At 35.8% G+C, this 18,815-nt stretch carries 20 protein-coding genes and 2 riboswitches; of the genes, 3 read left to right on the forward strand and 17 right to left on the reverse strand.

The genetic code is table 11. The annotated features are described in order from the left end of the window. Positions 1–14 precede the first annotated feature (14 nt). The 15 genes from sufC to TX86_RS22405 form a co-directional block, all read right to left on the reverse strand. Complete coding sequence (gene sufC, locus TX86_RS22340) at positions 15–800, reverse strand: Fe-S cluster assembly ATPase SufC (RefSeq protein WP_042352304.1); 786 nt, start codon at positions 798–800, stop codon at positions 15–17. 335 nt (positions 801–1,135) lie between these two features. Further along, positions 1,136–1,300, reverse strand: a complete 165-nt coding sequence (locus TX86_RS26895) for a YuzK family famiily protein (RefSeq protein ID WP_154663209.1) — start codon at positions 1,298–1,300, stop codon at positions 1,136–1,138. A 374-nt stretch (positions 1,301–1,674) separates the two neighbouring features. Then, positions 1,675–2,526, reverse strand: coding sequence for a MetQ/NlpA family ABC transporter substrate-binding protein (locus TX86_RS22345; RefSeq protein ID WP_042352305.1), 852 nt, complete (start codon positions 2,524–2,526; stop codon positions 1,675–1,677). A gap of 38 nt (positions 2,527–2,564) precedes the next feature. Next, complete coding sequence (locus TX86_RS22350; RefSeq protein WP_042352307.1) at positions 2,565–3,233, reverse strand: methionine ABC transporter permease; 669 nt, start codon at positions 3,231–3,233, stop codon at positions 2,565–2,567. Further along, positions 3,226–4,254, reverse strand: coding sequence for a methionine ABC transporter ATP-binding protein (locus tag TX86_RS22355; RefSeq protein ID WP_042352309.1), 1,029 nt, complete (start codon positions 4,252–4,254; stop codon positions 3,226–3,228). Before TX86_RS22355 ends, TX86_RS22350 begins: the two co-directional genes overlap by 8 nt. A gap of 121 nt (positions 4,255–4,375) precedes the next feature. Continuing rightward, positions 4,376–4,489: riboswitch (SAM riboswitch) on the reverse strand. Positions 4,490–4,617: 128 nt separating this feature from the next. Continuing rightward, a complete protein-coding gene (locus TX86_RS22360; protein WP_042352310.1) occupies positions 4,618–5,937 on the reverse strand; it encodes an O-acetylhomoserine aminocarboxypropyltransferase/cysteine synthase family protein in 1,320 nt (439 codons plus the stop codon). Positions 5,938–6,167: 230 nt separating this feature from the next. After that, positions 6,168–6,273: riboswitch (SAM riboswitch) on the reverse strand. Between the two features lie 97 nt (positions 6,274–6,370). Further along, complete coding sequence (locus TX86_RS22365; protein WP_042352312.1) at positions 6,371–6,709, reverse strand: hypothetical protein; 339 nt, start codon at positions 6,707–6,709, stop codon at positions 6,371–6,373. Between the two features lie 104 nt (positions 6,710–6,813). Continuing rightward, on the reverse strand, positions 6,814–7,125 hold the full coding sequence (locus TX86_RS22370) for a thioredoxin family protein (protein WP_042352314.1): 312 nt from the start codon (positions 7,123–7,125) through the stop codon (positions 6,814–6,816). Between the two features lie 10 nt (positions 7,126–7,135). Next, a complete protein-coding gene (locus TX86_RS22375; protein WP_042352316.1) occupies positions 7,136–7,492 on the reverse strand; it encodes a toprim domain-containing protein in 357 nt (118 codons plus the stop codon). Between the two features lie 412 nt (positions 7,493–7,904). Next, entirely contained in the window at positions 7,905–8,291 is a 387-nt protein-coding gene (gene gcvH, locus TX86_RS22380; RefSeq protein ID WP_042352317.1) for a glycine cleavage system protein GcvH, read from the reverse strand. 43 nt (positions 8,292–8,334) lie between these two features. Then, the gene (locus TX86_RS22385) at positions 8,335–8,691 is read right to left on the reverse strand and encodes an arsenate reductase family protein (protein WP_042352319.1); all 357 of its coding nucleotides are present in this window, start codon (positions 8,689–8,691) and stop codon (positions 8,335–8,337) included. 190 nt (positions 8,692–8,881) lie between these two features. Further along, positions 8,882–10,666, reverse strand: a complete 1,785-nt coding sequence (locus TX86_RS22390; RefSeq protein WP_042352321.1) for an acyl-CoA dehydrogenase FadE — start codon at positions 10,664–10,666, stop codon at positions 8,882–8,884. A gap of 135 nt (positions 10,667–10,801) precedes the next feature. Continuing rightward, positions 10,802–11,980 carry an acetyl-CoA C-acetyltransferase gene (locus TX86_RS22395; RefSeq protein ID WP_042352323.1) on the reverse strand — a complete coding sequence of 393 codons (1,179 nt, stop codon included), beginning with the start codon at positions 11,978–11,980 and terminating at the stop codon, positions 10,802–10,804. A 34-nt stretch (positions 11,981–12,014) separates the two neighbouring features. Next, positions 12,015–14,399, reverse strand: coding sequence for a 3-hydroxyacyl-CoA dehydrogenase/enoyl-CoA hydratase family protein (locus TX86_RS22400; protein ID WP_042352326.1), 2,385 nt, complete (start codon positions 14,397–14,399; stop codon positions 12,015–12,017). A gap of 155 nt (positions 14,400–14,554) precedes the next feature. Continuing rightward, a complete protein-coding gene (locus TX86_RS22405; RefSeq protein WP_042352328.1) occupies positions 14,555–15,472 on the reverse strand; it encodes a proline dehydrogenase family protein in 918 nt (305 codons plus the stop codon). A 164-nt stretch (positions 15,473–15,636) separates the two neighbouring features. Here TX86_RS22405 and TX86_RS22410 point away from each other — a divergent pair, with 164 nt between their 5' ends. Both TX86_RS22410 and TX86_RS22415 read left to right on the forward strand, forming a co-directional pair. Then, a complete protein-coding gene (locus tag TX86_RS22410) occupies positions 15,637–15,924 on the forward strand; it encodes a hypothetical protein (protein ID WP_042352330.1) in 288 nt (95 codons plus the stop codon). 17 nt (positions 15,925–15,941) lie between these two features. Further along, positions 15,942–16,280 (forward strand): spore coat protein, encoded by a 339-nt coding sequence (locus TX86_RS22415; RefSeq protein ID WP_042352332.1) that lies wholly within the window; start codon positions 15,942–15,944, stop codon positions 16,278–16,280. 58 nt (positions 16,281–16,338) lie between these two features. On the opposite strand, the gene TX86_RS22420 is transcribed toward TX86_RS22415, so the two are convergent. Continuing rightward, positions 16,339–16,686, reverse strand: coding sequence for a winged helix-turn-helix transcriptional regulator (locus TX86_RS22420; protein WP_042352333.1), 348 nt, complete (start codon positions 16,684–16,686; stop codon positions 16,339–16,341). A 127-nt stretch (positions 16,687–16,813) separates the two neighbouring features. Here TX86_RS22420 and TX86_RS22425 point away from each other — a divergent pair, with 127 nt between their 5' ends. Beyond that, positions 16,814–17,440: a nitroreductase family protein gene (locus TX86_RS22425; protein WP_042352334.1), complete on the forward strand. Its 627-nt coding sequence runs from the start codon at positions 16,814–16,816 to the stop codon at positions 17,438–17,440. Positions 17,441–17,500: 60 nt separating this feature from the next. On the opposite strand, the gene rodA is transcribed toward TX86_RS22425, so the two are convergent. Further along, positions 17,501–18,673, reverse strand: coding sequence for a rod shape-determining protein RodA (gene rodA, locus TX86_RS22430; protein ID WP_042352337.1), 1,173 nt, complete (start codon positions 18,671–18,673; stop codon positions 17,501–17,503). Positions 18,674–18,815: the final 142 nt, after the last annotated feature.

Consider the following 18,815-nt stretch of genomic DNA (forward strand, 5'->3'; position numbering starts at 1 on the left):
AAATCCTCCTAACCTTACGCTTCTTGGCCTTCAGTTTCGTCTTCAATACCTAATTCTTGTTTAATCCAATCGTAACCTTCTGCTTCAAGACGTTGCGCAAGCTCAGGGCCACCAGATTTCACGATACGACCTTGCATCATAACGTGTACGAAATCAGGAGTAATATAATTTAATAGACGTTGATAGTGAGTAATCATAATGCAACCAAAGTCTTCTCCACGCATTTCGTTAATACCTTTTGATACAACTTTTAATGCATCGATATCTAAACCAGAGTCAATTTCATCAAGAATTGCAATTTTTGGTTCAATCATCATTAATTGAAGAATTTCATTACGTTTCTTCTCTCCACCAGAGAAGCCTTCATTTAAATAACGTTGTGCCATATCTGGATCCATTTCTAAGAATTCCATTTTAGAATCTAATTGACGGATGAACTTCATAATTGAAAGTTCATTTCCTTCTTCACGACGCGCATTAATCGCCGAACGTAAGAAGTCTGCATTTGTAACACCAGCAATTTCACTTGGATATTGCATAGCAAGGAATAGACCCGCTTGCGCGCGTTCATCTACTTCCATTTCTAATACATCTTCATTATCTAATGTAATGCTACCACTTGTTACTTCATATTTAGGGTGTCCCATGATTGCAGAAGATAATGTTGATTTCCCTGTACCATTCGGTCCCATGATTGCGTGAATTTCTCCACCTTTAACTTCTAAATCCAAACCTTTGATAATTTCTTTATCCTCAATTGAAACATGTAAATCTTTGATCTTTAATGTAGAAGATGCCATATATTTATACCTCCAACAATTTCTTGTGAACTTTTTGTATTTTTTGGTAAAATCATTCTCAATTTATTCTCATTACAATATTATAACAAATGAAAAGTAGACGCAACTAATACATTTTATTTTCCACTGTATATATAGTGGAAAATAAAATATCAAAAAAATCCCTATTTAATATGGGTTTTTCCTATACTATTTTGTCCATTTATTACATTTCCCTGTAAATAACGGTTTCTGTAACGTAAAGTACATTACAACTCACCTATAATTGATTGATAAAAACTGAGCAATCTTTTCAGTCGAAAAAGCCAGCGTTATAAACACTGACTTTCTTTACCTTATTTAAAAACACGACGACTGTATTCATTTACGATTTGAGACTCGAGTCTATAACTTTTTTCTCTGCGCTGTTCTACTTTTATTCTCACATCTAGATTACGGCTATACTCATTATAACCTACTCCATGCGAATGCTGCAAAGCCTTCTCCATATTCTCTGTCACGACCAAATCCAACTCATTTGAGTTAATAATGAACCAATCCCTTCATTTTTAGCTTCATTCAGCGAAGCCTTATTTCTATATTAGGTTACCATTCCTTTAGAGTCCTACTCAAATGCTATATAAACGAATATTCTTACTATAATTACAATGAACAAACATTTAAGAAACAATACTCTTTTTATTCATACAATAACTCTTGAATACTCCATTTAAGGGCTTGTTAGGTTAGAAAAGCCGACTTGGGACCTTTTTTTTGCTTCTTATTTTACCGCCAATAGAAGAGGTTGTAGAGTTATATAACTCCAGAATCATATATTTAGAATCAAGCCCCAAAACAACAAAAGGTCTAGGCATCAAGCCTAGACCTTCAACAATTATTCATTTACAGGAACAATTGCACCTTTATATTCTTTAGTAATGAAGTCTTGGATTTCTTTAGAATGTAAAACTTCCACTAAAGCTTTAATATTTTCTTTGTTTTCGTCACCTTTACGAACTGCAACGATGTTTACATACGGAGAATCTGATCCTTCAATTGCGATTGAATCCTTTAATGGATTTAAACCAGCATCAATTGCGAAGTTTGAGTTAATTACAACGATATCTCCTTCACCATTATTGAATACTTGTGGTAATAATTCTGGTGAAATATCTGTTTTAAATTTAAGTTTTTTAGAGTTTTCAACAATATCTTTTTGTGTCGCTGCTGTTTTATCAATACCGTCTTTTAATTTAATTAAACCTTCTTTTTCAAGAAGAGATAATACACGACCATGGTCAGCAACAGAACTACTCATGATTACTGTTGCACCTTCTGGTAAATCACTTAATTTTTTATATTTCTTAGAGTATACGCCGATTGGTTCAATGTGGATGCCACCAGCATTTACAAAATCATAACCATTATCTTTAATTTGTTGTTCTAAATAAGGGATATGTTGGAAATAATTCGCATCAAGACTCTTTTCCTCTAACGCTTTGTTTGGAATTACATAGTCATTATACTTTTGAATATCTAACTCAATCCCTTTTTTCTCTAAAAGCGGTTTTGCTTGTTCCAAAATTTCAGCATGAGGTACGTTAGAAGCACCTACTACTAATGTGTTCTTTTCTTCTTTCCCTTTAGCTTCGTCTCCTGACTTCTTGTCGTCAGAACTTGTTCCGCATGCAGTTAAAGCCAATAACAATGAAAGTGCTAGAACTAAAAATAAACTAATTTTCTTCATTTACTATAACTCCCCTTTTCTTTATAGCTTAATTTGATTTATCTTTTATCAACTTTAGAAGTTGCAAAATCACCGATAAATTGAACTATGAATACAATAATTAAAATAATAATGGTAGCTACTAATGTAACGTCACTTTGTCCACGTTGGAACCCATCTAAGTAAGCAACATTTCCAAGACCACCAGCTCCGATTGCTCCCGCCATTGCTGTTGAACCAATTAAAGCAATCGTCGTAACAGTAATACCTGAAATAATAGCTGGCATTGACTCTGGAATTAATACTTTAAAAATAATTGTGCTTGTTTTGGCACCCATCGCTTTAGCTGCTTCAATAACCCCTTTATCGATTTCACGTAATGCAATTTCAACCATACGAGCATAGAATGGTGCAGTCCCGATAATTAGTGCTGGCAATGCCGCCTTCGCTCCAATCATCGTTCCCATAATCATCTTCGTAAATGGAATTAATAATACAATTAATATAATAAACGGAATACTACGGAATATGTTGACATATGCTCCAACAATCGTATATACAAACTTATTCTGCCATAGATTCCCTTTAGAAGTTAAAAATAATACTAGACCTAGCAGTACACCCAAAATAAAAACAGCAACCACAGAAACGCCTGTCATAAATAATGTTTCTTTTGTAGCTTCCCACATGGACTCCCAGTCTACATTAGGAAAGTATTGCTCAAGCATTTGTGATCACCTCCACGCCTACTCTTCGTTGATTTAAGAAATCAATTGCTTGACTTAATTCAGAATCATTTCCATCAATGTGTAAAAATAATGTCCCATATGAACCTTTTTGCGTTTGTTGTATTTTCCCCTGGATAATATTGATATCAAATTGGAAATGACGAATAAGTTCATTTACAACAGGTTTCTCCGCATCATCACCAACAAATGTCAGCTTAACAACATGACCTGTCTGATATTTCTGTAATAAGTTATCAATAGCCTCTGTTGTTTCTTCAGGATCAGTCAATTGCTGAACGAAACGTTTCGTAATATCTTGTTGAGGATTTTGGAACACCTCTAACACATCCCCAATTTCTACAACTCGGCCTTTTTCCATTACAGCTACACGATGACATATTTTCTGAATAACATGCATTTCATGCGTAATTAAAACAATTGTTAAATTTAGCTTCTTATTAATATCCACTAATAAATCTAAGATACTATCTGTCGTTTGGGGATCAAGCGCTGAAGTTGCCTCGTCACAAAGCAGAACTTTAGGATTGTTAGCCAGTGCTCTAGCAATACCTACACGTTGCTTTTGACCACCACTCAACTGAGAAGGATATGCATCTCCACGTCCTTCTAAGCCAACAAGTGCAATCAATTCATCTACACGTTTTAAACGTTGCTGCTTAGATACACCTGCAATTTCTAATGGAAAAGCGATATTTTCTCTTACCGTCCTTGACCATAATAGATTGAAATGTTGAAAAATCATTCCAATTTCATGGCGTGCTGCTCGAAGCTTAGCACCTTTAATCGCAGACACTTCTTGATCACCTACAACAATTGTTCCTTCAGTTGGAACTTCCAGACCGTTTAACATACGAATCAATGTACTTTTTCCGGCACCACTATAGCCAATAACACCGAAAATTTCACCAGTATCAATATCAATTGAGACATTATCGACAGCTTTTAGTTTATCTTTTAGCCCTTGAGAGAAGAGCTTCGTAACTTTACTAATTTTTATCATGATCAATCACCTCTTTGTCCAGAAATAAAGACAAATATTTATTTACTAGATTATATCTTAAAACAACAAAAACCTTTCTGCTTAAAATGAGCAGAAAGGCATAATGATTTAAGGAACCTTCCTCTCATCTGTCAAAGTACGATACATACTTTGTGTGAATTGGCACCATTTCAAAAGTTAATTTGACGGTTGCCGGGCTTCAACGGGCACATCCCTCCACCACTCTTGATAAGAGCTTAAGCGCAATATTTAATTAACATTCACAAATAAATATTTTAGTAAAGTGATTTTATCATTAAAAAGACGATACTGTCAATTGAATTCTGAAAATAAAACTCTTTATCTTACTATAGAGATAAAGTGTTAAACTGATGTAGATTGCAGTGATGTAACACCTGTTGCAATTTCAATAGCATTCTCTAAATCAGCAATAATATCATCAATATGCTCGATACCAATTGATAAACGTACTAAATCCTCTGTTACACCTGATAATACTAACTCTTCAGCTGTAAGCTGCTGATGAGTTGTGCTTGCAGGATGAATAATTAAGCTCTTAGCATCCCCAACATTTGCAACGTGACTCCAAAGCTTAACGTTGTTAATTAACTTCGCACCGGCTTCTCTTCCACCTTCGATACCAAAAACAACTACTGCACCTGCACCTTTCGGTAAATACTTCTCAGCAAGAGCATGGTCTTTATGATCTTTGTCTCCTGGATATAGAACCCATTTAACCGCTGGATGTGCTTTTAAATACTCAACTACTTGCTTAGTATTCGAAATGTGTTCCTTCATTCTTACATGTAATGTTTCCAATCCTAAGCTAAATTGGTAAGCACTGAATGAGCTTAGTGCTGGCCCTAGGTCACGAAGTAATTGTACACGTGCTTTAATGATGAAAGCAGCAGCTCCAATTGCTTCACTATAAACTAAATTATTATAGCTAGGATCTGGTGTCGTAAATCCAGGGAATTTTGGTGAATTCCAATCGAATTTACCAGCATCAACAATGATTCCACCTAGTGTTGTGCCATTTCCTAAAAGCCATTTAGTAGCTGAATGGACAACAATATCCGCACCATGCTCTATTGGCTTGCATAGATACGGCGTAGCAAATGTATTATCAATAATTAAAGGAATACCGTTTTCATGAGCAATAGCGGCTACCTTTTCAATATCTAGTACAACTAAACTTGGATTACCAATTGTTTCAGCAAACACAGCTTTTGTGTTCTCATTAATAGCTGCACGGAAGTTCTCTGGATCTTCTGGATTTACTAGATGTACCTTAATTCCGTACTTCGGTAATGTATTGGCAAATAAATTAAATGTTCCACCATAAAGCGTTGAAGCTGCAACGATTTCATCTCCAGCGCCTGCGATATTAAGAATAGCTAATGTAATAGCTGCCATACCACTTGCTGCTGCAAGAGCTCCTATACCACCTTCAAGTAGTGCTACTCGCTCTTCAAACACAGAAGCAGTCGGATTATGCAAACGAGAATAAATATAACCGTTTTCCTTCAAGCCAAAAAGATTCGCTGCATGGTCCGTATCTTTAAATACATATGCATTACTTTGATAAATCGGTGTTGAACGTGCACCCGTTACAGGGTCTACTTGAATTCCCCCATGAATACTTAATGTTTCAAAACGATAGTTTTTTTCATTATTGCTCATTTCTTCCACTCCCATATTATTTCTTTTATTCCTAAATCCAAAAAGCGTAAACGCCCGCTTAGTTCCGTAAGGACTGGAGCCATCCAACTGAGATAAAGGAAACACGAAAAGCCGTTAGGCGTTTCGATGTTGACTTATCGTAGGGCGGATGGCGAAGTCATCTAGGAACTGGGCGTTGAAGCTAGATTAAAAAAAGCTCCTTCGATAAGAAGAAGCTTTATAGCCATATCTTCTTATCTTCACAGAGCATTGCTACTCTGCTGGATTTAGCACCGTGTAACTCATACCGGTTGCTGGGCTTCACAGGGCCAATCCCTCCACCTCTCTTGATAAGGTTATTTTATTTTAATACCAAGTAATTCCATAAACTTTAATTGAATATATCATCTTTCGAAAATTCAGTCAACTTATTTTAACAAAAATTCTTACTTTTTCACACTATTTGTTGCGAACGACTTAATAAAAAAATAGCTTCAATCAATAAAACTTGCCGATAATTACCCTGCACCTGAATTTTATTAAGCTTTTGTAATTGGCGGATTGAAGCTTCGCCACGAATAATTTCTTGAATCGATTCTTTTGACCCGAACAAGTGAATACGATATCTTCCTTTATCTGAATAATTCGTGTGTAATTCAGAAGTAGATAAAAACAAATGCCACTTTTCTTCTTCAGTAGAAAAAACAACCATCGTATGAGCCTTCTTTAGTAATACTCGTAGTTGCTCTCTATCTTCTAAATTCACTAACATCGATTGTAAAATACTCTCCACATCCGCCAACTCCCTTTTCTTCATCTTAAGATATAGAGATACCACAGATGTGAGAGTATTTCCTTTATTATTTGCTCGACAAGTTTCTTCGACGTTGTCGATAATTATTGTTCCATATCTCTAAAGAGTTCTAATAAATACGGTACAGAATGAAAAGCATATATTTTCTCATGTAACTTACCTTCTCTAAATAGTAACAAACAAGGTACACTTTCCACTTGATATTGCTCTGCTAAACCACGGATATAATTCACATCACTTTTACCTAATTCAACAGTTGGCACAATCTCCTTCACAACTGCTAACATCTTTGAAGCCACTTGACATGTACCACAAATAGGAGTGTATAAATACAAGCAAAACGAATTACCTGCTCTTATTTTATTTGTTATTTCTTCCCCATTCCACTCATTCATGCTACTTCATTCATCCTTTATTTAGATATTGTGTATGTACTGCAAAATTTGCGCTTAACAAGACCGTTGCAACATGATTATTAGGAGCAGACGCAACCTCTCTATATGCTTTATCAATGTACAAATGCTTTGCCTGTGGCATTTCACGTTTAAATTGCTTACGAAGTTTTTCGCCTGACTCGTCTTGATCAACCATAATATATACTTCTTTATCGTATAATTCATCTACGAACATATCCATCTTCTGAAAAGAGATGGTTCCATTCGTACAAAGTATCTCTACATCCTCTTTCAATACCTTTTGTACTTTTTTCTTGTCAGATGTACCTTCGACAATAATCACTTTTTCAATTTGAAAATCTTCCATACATATCACCTTTTACAAATGGTCTCATTAAAACTAACATAACCTATTTTTGGTTTAATATCTATTAATAATGTTTAAATTAAGAAAAGCGCAAACGCCCTGCTTAGCTCCGTATGTGCTGGAGCCCTCCAACTGAAATAAAGGAAAAACCGAAATGTGGAGAACGCACGTTTATCGGTGACAAGCATAAGGCAAGCTGGATAGAAGGTTGCTTTTAACCTTCTGGACTGATTGACTTATGACCTCGAGCCGATGGCGTTCGGAACTAGACAACACGAAGAGACGCTAGGCGATTCGATGTTGACTTATCGTAGGGAGAGGATGGCGAAGCACACTAGGAGCTGGGCGCTGGAGCTAGACAATAAAAAAAGGCATGCCTTAAAACAAAGGCACACCTTTTCATATCATCGAATTAATCTTCTTTTGTCATTTCTTCATACTGCTCTGCAGTCATTAGCTTCTCTAACTCTGATGCATCTGAAGCTTCAATCACAACCATCCATGCTTTTTCATAAGCAGATTCGTTAACGAATTCTGGGCTATCATTTAAATCTTCATTCACTTCTACAACTGTACCGCTTACAGGTGCGTACAATTCAGAAACAGTTTTAACAGACTCAACGCTACCAAAAGGCTCGTCCGCTGTTAATGTATCGCCTACTTCAGGAAGCTCAACGAATACGATATCTCCAAGTTCTGCTTGAGCAAAGTCTGTAATACCGATTCTCATTTTATTTCCTTCTACTTTTACCCATTCATGTTCTTCTGAGTAACGTAAATCTTGTGGTACTACTGCCATTCTAAATCCCTCCAAAAAAAATATATAAATGCAAAAGAGTTAATTATAACCACATTTGCTGGAACTGCTCTTCTTTAAATCCAACTGTAACTTGCTTTCCATCCGTTACAATTGGACGTTTAATTAACATACCATCTGATGCTAACAATTCGAACATTTCATCTTCAGAGGCTGTTTTTAGTCGGTCTTTCAAACCTAGTTCACGATATTTTTGTCCACTAGTATTAAAGAATTTCTTAATATCTAACCCACTTTTTCTATGTAAATCTTGTAATACTTCTTTCGTAGGTGGATTCTCAACGATATGTATTTCTTGAAATGCTAGACCATTCGTTTCTAACCATTTCTTTGCGTTTCTACAAGTACCACACTTTGGGTATGTATAAAATGTTACTTCCATATTTTTCACACCTTTCTTTAGAATACCTTGTTATCAATAAAAGTACAAAATTTTTGTCTTACATTTCTAATTCATACAATAACAGCTATTAACGAAAAATCAAAATGTTTTCCTTATATTTCTTAACTCTATTTACTAGATACAATGACAAAGAGAAAGCCACCAAAAAGGCGGCTTTCTCGATAAGCTATTATACAAAATATTTTTCTGTTTCAACAAGCGCTGCTGCTACTTCACGCTTCTTACCAATTACATTAATTGGTGTGTGACGAGTGAACTTACGTAATGCTGAAATCATCATACGTAAAGTATCACCTTCTTCAACAGCTAATAATGTTTCCTTCGCATGTTGTTCAATTGTATTGAACGACTCTTGGCAGAAAATTTGTGTATATAGAAGCTTTTGCTTATTGTTTTCTAAGCCAGTGTTTCCGATTGCTTTCTCTGTACGTAGCACTACGGATTCCATTGCGTATGCTAATGATACAATATCAGCAATATTCGCTAATACTTCTTGCTCTTTTTCTAATGCTGTACCGAATTTTTGAGCTGCAAGACCTGCTGCCAATAAGCCGATTTTCTTAGCATTCTTCACAAGGTATTTTTCTTGTGCTAACGGCTCATCGCCTGGCTCTTCAGGCATCATTGACATTAGCTCTCCTTGAAGTGCCATTGCTTTTTGGAATAATGGAAGCTCACCCTTCATTGCCTTACGGACAAATGTACCCGGAACTAATAGACGGTTAATTTCATTTGTTCCTTCAAAGATTCGGTTAATACGAGAATCACGATATGCTCTTTCAATCTCATATTCAGCCATAAATCCATATCCACCGTGGATTTGTACACCTTCATCTACAACATAATCTAATACTTCTGAAGCGAAGAATTTATTTAGTGAACATTCAATTGCATATTCAGCGATTGAACTTGCTAACACTTTAATATCCTTTACTTCTTCCGTACTCAAAGCCCCCATATAGTCTTCATAAAGACCTACAGTACGATAAACTGAGCTTTCAGCAGCATAGATTTTTGAAGCCATTGTTGCTAACTTTTCTCTTATTAAGTTAAAAGAAGAAATTGGTGTTTTGAATTGTTGACGTTGATTGGCATATTGTGCAGCCACTTCAAATGCACGTTTCGCACCACCAACTGTACCTACACCTAATTTATAACGACCAATATTTAAGATGTTGAATGCAATTACGTGTCCTTTTCCAACTTCACCAAGCAAGTTTTCTTTTGGAACTAGTGCATCTTGTAGGATGACTGTACGAGTAGATGAGCTCTTAATTCCCATCTTCTTCTCTTCTGCGCCTGTAGATACACCAGGGAATTCTCTTTCAACGATGAAAGCAGAGAATTTATCTCCATCAATTTTTGCATAAACAACAAATACATCTGCAAAACCAGCATTTGTGATCCATTGTTTTTCACCATTTAATACGTAATGAGTGCCTTCAGCGTTTAATTTCGCCACTGTTTTCGCACCCAGCGCATCAGAACCAGAACCAGGCTCAGTTAAACAGTAAGCAGCAAGCTTTTCACCTGAAGCTAATAATGGTAAATATTTATGCTTTTGCTCTTCGTTACCGAAAAGCACGATTGGTAATGAACCAATTCCTACATGAGCACCATGAGATAGAGAAAATCCGCCAGCACGTGCCATTTTTTCTGTAATTAATGATGAACTAATTTTATCAAGACCTAGTCCACCATACTCTTCAGGTACATCCGCCCCTAATAATCCAAGCTCCCCCGCTTCTTTCAGAAGACGAACTGTAATATCGAATTGATGCTCTTCTAATTTATCAATATTAGGAGTAACTTCGTTAATAACAAAGTCTTCCGTTGTTTTGGCAATCATTTTTTGCTCTTCAGTGTAATCCTCTGGAGTAAATAATTGTGCAGCTTCAATATCCTCAATTAAAAAACTTCCACCTTTAATAATAGCTTTTGTTGATTCAGACATAATAAAAACCTCCCCTTTGATTTAAACTCCGTAAGTAATGTTGTATACATGGAACCATCCAAAAAGTTCAAATACGTATCAACATTTACTTACTAGAGTTATTCGTAAAAAATTTGTCTTCAAACGGTCTTTTACTTAAGCTAATAATTCAAATACACCAGCAGCCCCCATGCCGCCGCCAATACACATTGTTACAACACCGAATTGTTGATTTCTACGTTTCATTTCATGAAGTAGTGTAAGAGTAAGCTTTGCCCCTGAACATCCAAGTGGGTGTCCTAGTGCAATTGCTCCACCGTTTACATTAACCTTCTCTTCATCAAGACCAAGCTCACGGATAACTTGAATGGATTGAGAAGCAAATGCTTCATTTAATTCAAATAATCCAATATCAGATAGCTCTAGACCAGCGATTTTCAAAGCTTTTGGGATTGCAGCTACTGGACCAATTCCCATGATTTCAGGTGGAACACCAGCTACTGCAAATGAACGGAATCTACCCATTGGCTGTAAACCTAAAGAGCTTGCTTTTTCACTGTCCATCACCATTACTGCTGCCGCACCATCACTTGTTTGTGAAGAGTTACCCGCTGTTACAGAGCCTGTTACAGAGAATGCAGGTCTTAGCTTAGCTAACCCTTCAACACTCGTACCAGGACGTACACCTTCATCTATCGAAAATAATGATGTTGATTCTTTTAATTTATTATCACTACCAACAGAACGACTAATTACTTCTACAGGAACAATTTCATCCACGAACTTACCAGCTGCAATAGCTGCTGCTGCTTTCTGATGACTTCTTACTGCAAATTCATCTTGATCCGCTCTTGAGATACCGTATTTCTTCGCTACTTCTTCCGCAGTATGTCCCATGCCCATATAATATTGAGGTGCGCCTTCTGCAAGCTTCACATTAGGACGTACAACGTGACCCATCATTGGAACAAGACTCATAGATTCCGCTCCACCAGCAATAATCGTATCACTAGCACCTAGCATAATTCGCTCTGCTCCATAAGCAATTGTTTGTAAACCACTTGAACAATAACGATTAACTGTGATAGCAGGAACGGTATGTGGCAACCCAGCTAACGCGCCAATATTTCTTGCCATATTTAAACCTTGTTCAGCTTCTGGCATTGCACAGCCTATAATTAAATCATCAATATTACCTTCATAGTTACCAGCACGCTTTAATGTTTCTTTGACAACTAATGCTCCTAAATCATCAGGACGTACATGTGCAAGCGTACCTTTCTTCGATTTCCCCACTGGAGTTCTTGCACCAGCAACAATTACCGCTTCTCTCACGCTTGTTCCCCCTTTTCATTATGAATCCGCTCTATTAATTACGTAATGGCTTTCCTTTAACAAGCATATGCTGCATTCTTGCTTGTGATTTCGGCTGTTGAACAAGACTAATAAATGCTTCAAGCTCTAAATCAAGCAAATATTGCTCATCTACTTCTGTTCCATAAGGAACTCGACCTCCAGCAATAACATATGCAAGTTTCTCAGCAATCTTCAAATCATGTTCAGAAATAAACCCTGATAACAGCATCGTTTTTGCACCTAACAATAGCGTTGCATAACCTGTTTCACCAACAACAGGTACCTTCTTTCGAACAGGTGGTGTATATCCTTGCTCATCAAGAGCTAAAACAACCTGCTTGGCATCATACAATTGATGATCCGCATTTACGCTTACAGCATCTTGATTATTCAACACATTATTTTCTCTTGCTTCTTGGCCAGAAGTTGATACTTTTGCCATTGCAATGCTTTCAAATACTTTATTCGCAACTTGCTGTAAATCGACCTGTACACCATTTGGAAGGCTTTCTAAATGCTTAATATAAAGCTCTTTATTACCGCCACCACCAGGAATTAATCCAACTCCTGTTTCAACGAGTCCCATATACGCTTCAGGTCCGGCTTGAATGCGAGCTGCTGGTAAACAAACTTCTGTTCCACCACCAAGCGTCATACCAAATGGAGCAGCAACAACTGGCTTCGCACTATATTTAATACGCATCATTGCTTGTTGGAAGCCACGTACTACAGATTGAACTTCGAAAATATCGTCATCTTGAACGCCCATTAAGATCATCGCTAAATTCGCACCAACACAGAAGTTCTTACCTTGATTACCGATTACAAGACCTTTGTAATTCTTCTCTACTTCATCGATTGCGAAATTAACCATTTGAATAATATCGTAACCAATTGCATTATTTTGTGAATGGAATTCTAGTAACGCTACACCATCACCTAAATCTATTAAACTAGCTCCAGAATTTTTATGAATAACACCTTTTTGTTTCTTCAAACGTTTAAGATTAATCACCTTTGGGTTTTCTTTTACTTTTTTATATTCACCATAGCTATAGTAGTACACGTTCCCATCTTCTTCTTTGTAGAAAGATGTAACACCACTTGCTAGCATATTTTCAACCCAATCTGGAATTTGACGACCTTCTTGCTTCATACGTTCTACCGATTTAGCAACGCCAATCGCATCCCATAATTCAAACGGTCCTTGTTGCCAACCGAAGCCCCATTTCATCGCTTGGTCAATCGCAACAATATCATCTGCAATATTGCCAAATAATTCAGCAGAATAAATTAATGTAGGAACAGTAATATTCCATAGTAAAGCTCCTGCTTTGTCGTCACTATATAATAACGTTTTCAATTTATTATTTAAGCCTTTTTCTTGTTTACTTAATTCAACAGATGGAGCTTTTAATTTTTTTCTTGCTTCGTATTCAAGCGTTGTTGGATTCAATTCCAGAATTTCTTTTCCTTTTTTCAAGAAGAAACCCTGTCCAGATTTAGCACCATACCAACCATTTTCAAGCATAGAAGAAATGAATGTTGGCAGTTCGAATACTTGCTTCTCAACACCCTCAACTTGGTCATAAACATTCTTTGCCACATGTGCGAACGTATCTAAACCAACTACATCTAATGTTCTAAATGTTGCACTTGAAGGTCTACCAATCAATGGACCAGTAACTGAATCAACTTCACCAACACTGTAACCGCCCTTTAACATTTCTTGTACAGTTATAAGTAATCCGTATGTTCCAATACGGTTTGCAATAAAATTTGGCGTATCTTTTGCTTCAACTACACCTTTTCCAAGAACATCTTCTCCGAATGTTTTCATGAAAGATAGAACTTTAGAACTTGTATGTTGAGTAGGAATAACCTCTAATAATTTTAAGTAACGTGGAGGATTGAAGAAATGCGTTCCTAAGAAGTGCTTTTTAAAATCTTCTGAACGTCCTTCTACCATTGCCTCTACTGATATTCCTGACGTATTAGAGCTTATAATGCTCCCAACTTTTCTATATTGATCAACTTGAGCAAATACTTGCTTTTTAATTTTTAAATTTTCAACAACTACTTCAATAACCCAGTCAACTTCTGCAAGACGTTTCATATCGTCTTCAAAGTTACCAGCCTCTAGAAGAGCTAAGTTCTTCTTAACAGCTAGTGGAGCTGGCTTTTGTTTTAATAATTTTTGTAGATTAGTCGTACTGATGCGATTTCTAACTTGTGAATCTTCTAAAGTAAGTCCTTTTTGTTTCTCTGCTTCAGTTAATTCACGCGGAACAATATCTAGCAACAATGTAGGAATTCCAACGTTTGCAAGATGCGCAGCAATACCTGCTCCCATTACCCCAGATCCTAATACTGCTGCTTTTCGAATATTTCGTACCAATTTAATGTCCCCCTTTGTACGAATTTGAATGAATGGTCATTCATTTTTTAGTCAAAAAAAATATCAAACTCGACTTGATAAATATATGATAAAAGATTTTTGAAAATTCTGCAACATATTAAATGCATTTTTTGTTTATTTTTACAAAAAATTTTTTATCCCTTTTTCATAATTCCTTTTAAAATAAAAGCAACATTAGCGGGTCTTTCAGCAAGTCTACGCATAAAATAACCGTACCAGTCTGTTCCATAAGGCACATATACCCGCATTTTGTAGCCTTCGTTTACTAATTCAACTTGGCGCTCGTGTCGAATACCATACAGCATTTGAAATTCGAACTGATCATTTTCAATTCGATATTCCTTCACAAGTTGTTTAGTATAATCAATGATTGCGTCATCATGTGTGGCAATCGCGGTGTAATTTCCATTTAGCAAATGTGTTTTTATGATTCTTTTAAAATTAGCATCAACATCGCTTTTCTTTGGAAAAGCAACCTCTGAAGATTCTTTATACGCTCCTTTCACTAACCGAAGATTAGGTTTATACAAGTTTAATTCTTCAATGTCATTCTTCGATCTATATAGATATGCTTGTAGTACGGTGCCAATATGTTGATGCTTCGCTCGCAACTTTTTAAAAAGAGTAAGTGTTTGATGACATCTTGTATAATCCTCCATATCAATGGTAACGAATACATGATGTTCTTCCGCAGACTTCAAAATCCGCATCATATTATTTAAGACAATTCCCTCAGATAAATCTAATCCCATTGATGTTGCCTTTAACGATAACTGTGCATCCAATTGCTCACCACCAATTGCTTGAATAGCTTCAATACAATGATCCACCATTTTCTTAGCTTCCGCTTCATTATCGATAAACTCACCTAAATAATCAATCGTTACACAAAGCCCTTGCCTATTTAAATTCTTAATTACTTCAACAGCTTGTTCAATTGACTCTCCTGCAACGAATCTAGAAGCACCAAACCGTAAGCCATACTTTTTAGCCATCTTTGTCATCATTTTATTTTTAGATAAATAAAGAAAAAAATCTCGCATAACTTGCATCCTTGATCCCTCCTGAAACGTTTCATTAGATGCCATACTACATGCTGTTTCTTATTTCTGACACATCTATCCATTCTTTATATTCTATGTCACTAATGCCGAATACTTGTAATAAAAAAGCACAAAATAAGACAGCCTAATTATTATAGAAGGAGGAAAATAAAATGAATCAACAAAACAATCAGTTTCAGAACCAACAACCTAGTACAAATCAAGTTGTTTATCCTGAGCCACCTGCTGTACTAACAACGAAAGATGAACTCTATTTAACAGATATGATGTCCTGGAATTTAGTTATTTTCAAGAAAGCTGCCTTTTACGCTCAACACTGCCAAGATCCTGAAATCAAACAAGCTATTCAAACAGTAGGACAAATGCATCAAAAGCAGTATGATTCTTTTCTATCTCACTTAGGATTAGCACAAAATGGCGGAGCTACACCATTACAATAAGGTTAGGAGGCTATTCTATGAACAGCAATCAAAATAAAATTCAAAATCCACAGACTACTGTGCCACAAACACCACAAATGAATGATCGTGATTTTATTAACGACATGCTAGCAACTGAAAAACATATCACGAATTCTTATAGTACAGCCATGCATGAGGCGAGTCATCAAGGACTTTATCAAAATATTTATACCGCTTTCCAAGAATCCTCTCAAGCACAGCGAGATTTATATGACCTTATGTTTAAAAAAGGTTGGTATGGAATGGATAAAGCTCAGCAACAAGGCATTTTGCAAGATTATCAAAAATTCACTGGTTATAAAAGTCAATTTCCATTTGGCAATATGATTCAATAACATGAAAAGTATCTGTTTACATAAAAAAAGCAAAATCATTTTATAATTGATTTTGCTTTTATGTATTTTGTTGTTCCTCTTTTAATTGAATCCAATTAAGGATACTACGAAAGACATTTTCGAATTCTTTACCGATTGATGTTAATTCATATTCTACTTTTCTCGGTGAAGAAGGCGATACCTTCTTTACAATAATTCCTTGCTTTTCAAGATCACGCAAACGCTCAGTCAATAAACGATCTGAAATCCCTGGTATACTTTCTGATAGTTCATGAAACCTTTTAGGTCCATTTAATAGATTGTATATGATAATTCCCATCCATCGTTTACCAATAAATTCAATCGTATTATGAAAGTTATCACAAAAATTAGTACAACTATTATCCTTTTTATATTGCTCGTCCATTATCATACCCTCATTTTTTTGATTAATTGTATAGTATCACATTTCCCATTGACAGTTAAACTTACTTTTAGTAAGCTTATTTCAACTTACTAAAAGTAAGTTGAAATATCATTCTCTGGAGGGTCATATGTCAAACACAACAAAAAGTTTATCTGAAATTATACATGCTCGTCATTCTGTAAGAAAATTCGATTCTTCTTTTTCAATATCAAAAGAAGAAATTGAAAATATATTAAGTGAAGCAACTTCAGCGCCTTCATCAAGCAACTTACAGCCATGGAAGTTTATCGTTATTCAAGATGCAGAAGTCAAAAAAGAATTACGAGCAATTGCTTATAATCAAGAACAAGTTGAAACAGCTTCTGCCGTTATTGCTGTACTAGGCGACACAGAAATGTACCGAAATGCCGAACAAGTACATCAAAGCAGTCTAGAAGTAGGATTCATTGATGAAGACAGAAAGAAACTACTGATTGATAATGTAAATAAGGCCTATCCTTATGCTCCATTCGAAGCAAGAGCGAATATCGCCACATTTGATGCAGGCTTAATCTCTATGCAGCTTATGTTAATTGCAAAAGAAAAAGGATATGATACGGTAACAATGGGTGGATTTGATAAACAAAAACTCATTGAGAAATTTAACATTAATGAAAGATATATACCGATTGTATTAATTGCATTAGGAAAAGCTGCTGCTCCAGCTTATAAAACAACACGATTGCCAATTGAACAATTAGTACAGTTTGTGTAACCACAAAATTCCCATACAAAAAGAGGTTGAAAAGTATTAATACTTTTCAACCTCTTTTTCCTATTTCTCCGAGGAGAACATATATTTCTTATAGTGATAACCGATACTGAAGATAACGCCCATGGCGAGCATATTCCCCCAAAGTGAACTTCCTCCGTAACTAATAAACGGTAATGGAATACCTGTAATAGGAAGTAAACCAATTGTCATACCAATATTTTGGAATACATGGAACGTAATCATACTAATTACACCAACACATATGTAGGTGTAGAATGAATTTTTCGTACCCATTGCAATTCTAATAATATGATAAATCAATAAGAAGAATAAACTCACGACAATGCTTGTACCGACGAATCCAAATTCTTCACCAATAACACTAAAGATAAAGTCTGTTTGACTTTCTGGTAAATATACTTCTCTATTGCCGATTCCTTTACCTGTCGTTTCTCCAGAACCAATCGCTAACAGAGAACGAGTTAAGTGGAAACCTGCTGAACTTTCATAGTTATACGGGTCTAACCAAGAGTAAATTCGGCCAAACTGATACTGCTTCACGCCTAAATACTTCTCTAATACTTCAGGAGCCCATAATACAAAAAACATGACCGCTGATGCAAGTAAAGTCCCGGCCGAAAATATAGGTACTAATATTTTCCACGTAATACCCGATACGAAAATAACACCTAATAAAATCGATAAAAACACAAGCGCAGTTCCAAGGTCAGGTTGCTGCATAATAAAGGCTAACGGTAATGCTGTTACTAATCCAAGTTTAATTAAAAGCCAAAAATCGCTCTTAACTGTTTTAATTGGATTTTTTTCATGATGGGTAGCTACTACATTTGCCAATGCTACTATTAGAAATACTTTCATAAATTCCGAAGGTTGCAAAGAACCAATTCCCGGAAGCTTATACCAACTTTTCGCTCCATTAATAACTGGTGCAATACTCTTTGGTGCTACAATTAAGAAAGCTAATAGCGCATTACCAAAACCATACGCATACCATGAAATTTTTCTTAGCTGATCTGAGTCTAACCGAATAACGGCCAATATGATGACAACACCTGTCCCATACCAAACCATTTGCTTTAATAAGAAATTCTCTTTATACTGTCCAGTCATTTGTGCGCTATAAATAGCTAAACAACTACTCAGAAAGAGAAGAAACAATAATAAGACTAACGTGTAGTCTATCCTTGATGTTCGTAGTTTAACTGGTTGCACAATTTTATTCTCCTTATAACTAGGGAATGTTAAATTTTAAATACTATAATACTTTTTCAATTATACTGTATGCTACAAAAATCACAACTGAGAAAACTCGCTTGGATACATTTTCAATCAGAAAAAAAACAAAGAAATTCAA

Source organism: Bacillus massiliigorillae, assembly GCF_000380245.2.
GTDB lineage: Bacteria > Bacillota > Bacilli > Bacillales > DSM-1321 > Bacillus_AD > Bacillus_AD massiliigorillae.